Source organism: Acetomicrobium mobile (genome assembly GCF_937920065.1).
Map to the genome: position 1 here is coordinate 1 of NZ_CALETC010000167.1, position 5885 is coordinate 5885.

A 5885-nucleotide genomic window follows, 5' to 3' on the forward strand; every position below is an offset into this window, starting at 1 on the left:
TGTACGCCGGGGACCCCTGCAGCGGGGATGCCTCTTTCATAGGGGGGAACATAGCTGAAAATGCAGGCGGAAATAAGGTCATCAAATACGGCCCGACAGGCAGTCACGTTTTAGCACTCGAGGTTGTACTTCCGGATGGAACGGTTACGTGGTTTGGCGGAAAGCGTCGAAAGGACGTCACCGGCTACGACTTCGTTCACCTTATGGTCGGGTCGGAGGGTACACTTGGCATAATTACGAAGGCCATTTTGAACCTTGTACCCTTGCCAACCTATACGGTGGATTTATTGGTCCCATTTAAAAGCATCAATGAAGCCTTGAACTTCGTTCCGTCGATAATAACTAAAGCCAGGCTTATACCTACTTCGATCGAGTTTATGGATCGTCCATCCGTGTCGATGGCGGAACAATTTCTAAACATGAAGATACCCTACTCGGACCGTGCAAACGCCTACCTGATCATCCAACTGGAGGGAAACGATTATGACAACTTAGCCAACGAGTACGAAAAGGTCGGCGATTTATGTCTCGATCACGGCGCCCTGGAGGTCTTCATAGCGGATAATCGCATTATGAGCGACAAGCTCTGGAAGGCACGAAAGAGGGTTGCCGAGGCAGTATGGGCTCTTTATCCTGGTGAAAACCTCAACGAAGACATCGTAGTGCCCACCAGCAAGATACCGGAGCTAATGATCGATCTGGACCATATCTGCGAGGACTATGGAGCGCGTTATGTCTCGTACGGCCATGTGGGGGATGGCAACATGCACATAACCATTTTCTTTCAAGAACCCTTTGACGGCTATAAAAAAGCATTAGGTAGCCTGCAAATCAAACTTTACGAGGTCACAAAAAAACTTGGAGGAACATTGACCGGAGAACATGGTGTTGGGCTCAAACGTCGTGATCATATTGCACTTTTCCTAGACGAGAGACAGTTAGATCTGATAAGACGGGTTAAGCTTGCATTCGACCCAAAAAATATTTTGAATCCCGGCAAGATAGTCCCTTGGTAAACTATAGTTTATATGGTATAGTTCGCTATAAATAAAAATTTACAAAGGAGTGAAAGTTAATGAAGGGTAACAAGATGGAGAAACTTATGGTGAGCGTAATTGCAGTTATGTTGTTATCGTTGGTTTTCGGCCTTGGACCTGCCAGTGCAAAGCCGGAGTATGTAATGAAAGTGGCTTACGTCGTGCCAGAGGAACAGTCCACGCACATCTGCGCCAGGGATTATTTCAAAAAATATATAGAGTCCAAATCCGCCGGCAGAATAGAGGTGGAGCTTTATCCCAATGGGCAGCTTGGCGGAGATCGTCAAGCAATTGAATCGGTGAGCATAGGGACACTTGAGGCTACGATACCTGCAGTTGCTGTCCTTTCAAATTTTCAACCCAAATTTCAGGTCTTCGATCTGCCTTTCCTGTTTCGCTCAAGAGCTGCTGCATACAAGGCACTGGACGGAGACCTGGGCAACACGCTTTCTGCCTCTCTTCCCAAGGGCTTGAAAATTCTTGTGTATGCTGAAAACGGATTTCGGCATATCACCAACAACAGAGGTCCGATTCACTCTCCCGCGGATCTGAAGGGGTTAAAGATTCGTACGATGGAAAATCCCGTTCATATGGAAACATTTCGAACTTTAGGCGCTAACCCGACGCCAATAAACTTCGGCGAGCTCTATACAGCCCTGCAGCAAGGTGTAGTTGACGCAGAGGAAAATCCCATCCCTCTTATTTATACGTCGAAGTTCTACGAGGTACAGAAATACTGCTCCCTTACGGGTCACTTCTATGCGGCGACAATTATCGGCATCAACGAAGGATTCTTTAATTCTCTTCCCCAAGATCTGCAAAAGATCGTTCAGGATGGCGCTGTCATTTACCGCGATGCCCAAAGAAAGCTAAGCGAACAGCAAGATGCGGAAATGCTAAAGAAATTGAAAGAGGCCGGGATGCAGGTCAATGATCTTACGGACGAAGAAAAACAAGTTTTTATCGAGGCCACTAAACCCGTCTACGAGAAATATAAGAATATTATTGGCGCCGATCTTATTGAGATGGCAATAAAGGCAAATGAATAAAATTGTCAGGTCGATAAGCATGCTGTAGTTATTTGTTGCTATCGAAAATATTTATTGTTAATTGAATAATTTTAATACAGCAAAGTAAACGCTTGTAAGCTGGCTTATAGTATTAGCCTTCTCTATAAGCCAGCTTGCGAATAGGAGGTGATTGGCTTGGGTAAGAAGATTTGGGACCATTTTGAGGAATATTTGCTCGTGTGGAGCCTCATGTTTTCCGTGGCATTGGTGTTTTTTCAAATTGTCATGAGATATGTCTTTAACCATTCCCTTTCCTGGACTGAAGAGCTTGCAAGATATCTTTTCGTTTGGCAGGTATGGTTAGGGGCAAGCTTTGCCGTCAAAAAACGTGCACATCTTAAAATAACAATGTTGCTCGATTCTTTGCATGGTTTGCCGAAAAAAGTAGTTTATTTCATATCTTTGTTAGTGTGGCTTGGGATCAGTTTTTTCCTGGCCTATTCAGGCGGAAAGTTAACCTTAATCATTTTACAGCAAGGCCAGGTCTCGCCTGCCATGCGCATGCCTATGGCATTTGCCTATGCCTCGGTCCCCGTGGGATGTCTTCTTATGTGCGTCAGGCTCGTTGAGCAAATTGTCACAGAAATACGAACGCAAAAACCGGAAAGGGAGGCCGAGTAGACATGGAAATTTTATTGCTCTTTGTTCTTCTTACGTTTGGGCTGTTTATAGGAGTTCCCATAGGTATCTCTATTTGTCTAGCAACAGCTCTTACATTATTTTTTACAAGCCATATTCCTCTTATTATAATAGCTCAGGATGCCTTCGCAGCACTTGATTCCTTTCCCCTCCTTGCCATTCCGTTTTTCATTTTGGCTGGATCTTTGATGAGTTCAGGAGGTATTTCGAAAAGGCTTGTTGCGCTAGCCGAGAGCATGGTTGGCGACATAGCCGGTGGGTTAGGGATGGTTACCGTGATTGCATGCATGTTTTTTGGTGCAATATCAGGGTCAGCGGTCGCCACCGTTTCTGCCATTGGGATGCTCATGATCCCCGCAATGCGGAAAAAATACCCCGAGAGCTTCGGTGCGGCCCTAACAGCGGCTTCGGGTATAGTAGGCGTTCTCATCCCTCCAAGTATCCCGTTTGTCATATATGGCGTCGTTTCTGGAGCTTCTGTGGGACAAATGTTCATTGCAGGTATAATACCCGGGATATTGGTTGGACTGGGCTTTATGGTAATTTGCTATTATGTTGCAAAAAGGAGAAATTTCCCCGCCACCAAAGACGAAGTGGCAAGGCGTGGTTTTTGGAGGAATTTTATAGATTCTTTTTGGGCGTTGATGATTCCGGTAATTATTCTAGGCGGGATATACGCTGGAATCTTTTCCCCTACGGAAGCCGCCGTCGTAGCGGTCGTTTATGGCCTTATTGTAGGAAAATTTGTGTATAAAGAATTGACCTTCAAGTCTTTATTCAATATTTTTAGCGAAGCCTCTCTTGTTAATGGTGCAACATCATTCATGATAGGCCTTTCGATGGCCTTCGCACACTATTTGGCTATGGAACAAATCCCTCAAAAAATTGGGATGGCCTTGTCGGCTATTTCTAACAATATGATCGTAGTCATGTTATTGATAATCGTATTTCTTTTGATCGTCGGATGTTTTATAGATAATATTTCTTCTACAATCATATTAACTCCAATTTTCTTGCCTGTTATGAAAAACTTAGGGATGGATCCCATACATTTTGGCATTGTCCTAACGGTTGCTTTGGCAACTGGCTTCGTAACTCCTCCCTATGGATGCAATCTTTTCGTTGCTTCGGCGATTTCAAATGTTAGCATCGAGCGAATGACTAAAGAGATGATACCATTTATATTATATATGGTACTTTTGCTGGTCATCTTGACGGTTTTCCCAAGCTTAAGCCTTTGCTTGGTCGACCTGCTGTACAGGTAATGTGATATGTGTAACACTGTCAATATTTCGTTGCCCTGCGGACGCTTCGAACTTACTGCGGAAATCCCAAAAAAGAATTTCAAGGGATTTTTTTCGGTTTCTGAAACTGCCCCTCTTGAGAATTTAGAAAGCGAAATAAAAAGATCTCTAGCTTGCCCTATCCAAAGCGAACCACTGACAACGCTTGCAAAGGAAACCAAAAGAGCGCTTATTCTTGTAGATGACATAACAAGGCAAACTCCTGCACACATTATTTTACCGTTCGTCATTGAAGAACTTCAAAAAGGGGATATTTACAAAGAAAATATTTCAATTCTCTTCGCCTTGGGTTCACATAGGCCATTGAAGGAAGATGAAATGAGAAGGAAAGTCGGAGAAGAAATATTTGATCAGTTTAGATGCTACAACCATGACTATAAGGCGCCTTTAAGTTACATTGGTCGCACAAATATTGGGACTCCCATTTACGTAAACCCTTTGCTTAAAGAGCACGACCTTGTCATCGGTATCGGATCGATACTGCCCCATAGATATTGCGGCTGGTCTGGAGGGGGCAAAATAGTCCAACCTGGAGTTTGTGGGAAAGAAACTATAGCGGCAACGCATCTGCTCGTTACGAAAGATCCTAGTATATGTTTAGGCTCCGAATCTAATACGGCTTTGGATGAGATACGGTATGTTGCTAGAACTGCCGGGCTCAATTTTATCGTAAATACAATATATAACGGTGCCGGAGACGTCACAGACATCGTTGCTGGTGCTCCTGTTCCTGCTCATGAAGAAGGCATAAGAAAGGCAAAAAAGGTATTCGGCGTGGCGATGCCTAAGTCCGATATTTTGATATTATCTGCCTACCCCGAAGAAGCTAATTTATGGCAAGCCTTTAAAGCTCTTTATGCAGCTCATTTGGTGATTCATCAGGGAGGGCGAATAATCCTGGTTGCTCAGCTCGAGGAAGGGATTGGGGAGCACCCTGATCTTATTAAGTTGATGACTTTAGGCATTGACAATTTAATGAAGATAATTCGGAAATCGCAGGAAGAAGATATGCTTTGCTTGGCTGCTGCCTATGCCGGCGCTCAAGTGATGGAGTATGCCTCGATTGACATTGTCAGCAATAACTTAGACGAATCCATACTATCTGGAACAAGTATAGGGATTTACACATCACTGCAAGATGCTGTCGACAATGCATGCAGCCATCTTAGAGACGATGATACTATTGTTGCGTTAAGGGAAGGTACCATCGCATTGCCCATTGTTAAATGAATTACCTTCAAGAAATACAGCGTTTCAACTGAAGTGCTGACCCTCGAATGCAAAACATTGAGATACTTGGGATGCTGACCATAGAAAAACTGATTACGACCATAGAACCAAAACACTATAAAATAGTACCGGAAGATTAATTAACTGGAAAGCTTCTTGAAAAAGATTTAATTCCCCTTCATTCTATTTTAGCAGGCTATAATAGCTTTTAATTTATGCTAATGAGTTATTGTATATTTAAATAACTCACCAGTTGAAAAAACGAAGAAGGCATCTTAAGGAGGCGACATTTTGCCTGACAGGGACGTAGTTTTGGCAAAGGTTGCAACGATACAAAAATGTCTCGGTAGAATCCTTGACGTTACGCGTCTTGACCCCGAATGCCTTGAAGATATTGACAAGCAGGATATATTCGTCCTTAACCTACAGCGCGCGATTCAAGCCTGCATAGACCTGGCGGCCTATAAGGACATTGAAGAATTTTATTTCATTCTTCTACGACTTTGGGGTTTTATAATGGTAGACCCCGGGAACTGGGAATTTAGTCTTTTTTCTCGCGGATGTGTTCGAGGCCCTTCTCGAATATTTGTTTGACGTGGTCGTCG

6 protein-coding genes are annotated in these 5885 nt (G+C 43.7%); all 6 read left to right on the forward strand.

Annotated elements, in window-relative coordinates; all coding sequences use genetic code 11:
- Positions 1-1016: FAD-binding oxidoreductase (locus Q7P41_RS06120; protein WP_303882909.1), on the forward strand; the 1016-nt coding region annotated here is incomplete at its 5' end.
- Positions 1017-1075: 59 nt separating this feature from the next.
- Positions 1076-2086 (forward strand): DctP family TRAP transporter solute-binding subunit, encoded by a 1011-nt coding sequence (locus Q7P41_RS06125; RefSeq protein ID WP_303882910.1) that lies wholly within the window; start codon positions 1076-1078, stop codon positions 2084-2086.
- Between the two features lie 156 nt (positions 2087-2242).
- On the forward strand, positions 2243-2728 hold the full coding sequence (locus Q7P41_RS06130) for a TRAP transporter small permease (protein WP_303882911.1): 486 nt from the start codon (positions 2243-2245) through the stop codon (positions 2726-2728).
- A gap of 2 nt (positions 2729-2730) precedes the next feature.
- Positions 2731-4011, forward strand: a complete 1281-nt coding sequence (locus tag Q7P41_RS06135) for a TRAP transporter large permease (protein WP_303882912.1) — start codon at positions 2731-2733, stop codon at positions 4009-4011.
- A 6-nt stretch (positions 4012-4017) separates the two neighbouring features.
- Complete coding sequence (gene larA / locus Q7P41_RS06140; protein WP_303882913.1) at positions 4018-5280, forward strand: nickel-dependent lactate racemase; 1263 nt, start codon at positions 4018-4020, stop codon at positions 5278-5280.
- 291 nt (positions 5281-5571) lie between these two features.
- Positions 5572-5874: a hypothetical protein gene (locus Q7P41_RS06145; protein ID WP_303882914.1), complete on the forward strand. Its 303-nt coding sequence runs from the start codon at positions 5572-5574 to the stop codon at positions 5872-5874.
- Positions 5875-5885 lie beyond the last annotated feature (11 nt).

Coding starts and splice junctions, on each gene's coding strand:
- Q7P41_RS06125 (WP_303882910.1), top strand. CDS start 1,076: ATGAAGGGTAACAAGATGGAGAAACTTATGGTGAGCGTAATTGCAGTT.
- Q7P41_RS06135 (WP_303882912.1), top strand. CDS start 2,731: ATGGAAATTTTATTGCTCTTTGTTCTTCTTACGTTTGGGCTGTTTATA.
- larA (WP_303882913.1), top strand. CDS start 4,018: ATGTGTAACACTGTCAATATTTCGTTGCCCTGCGGACGCTTCGAACTT.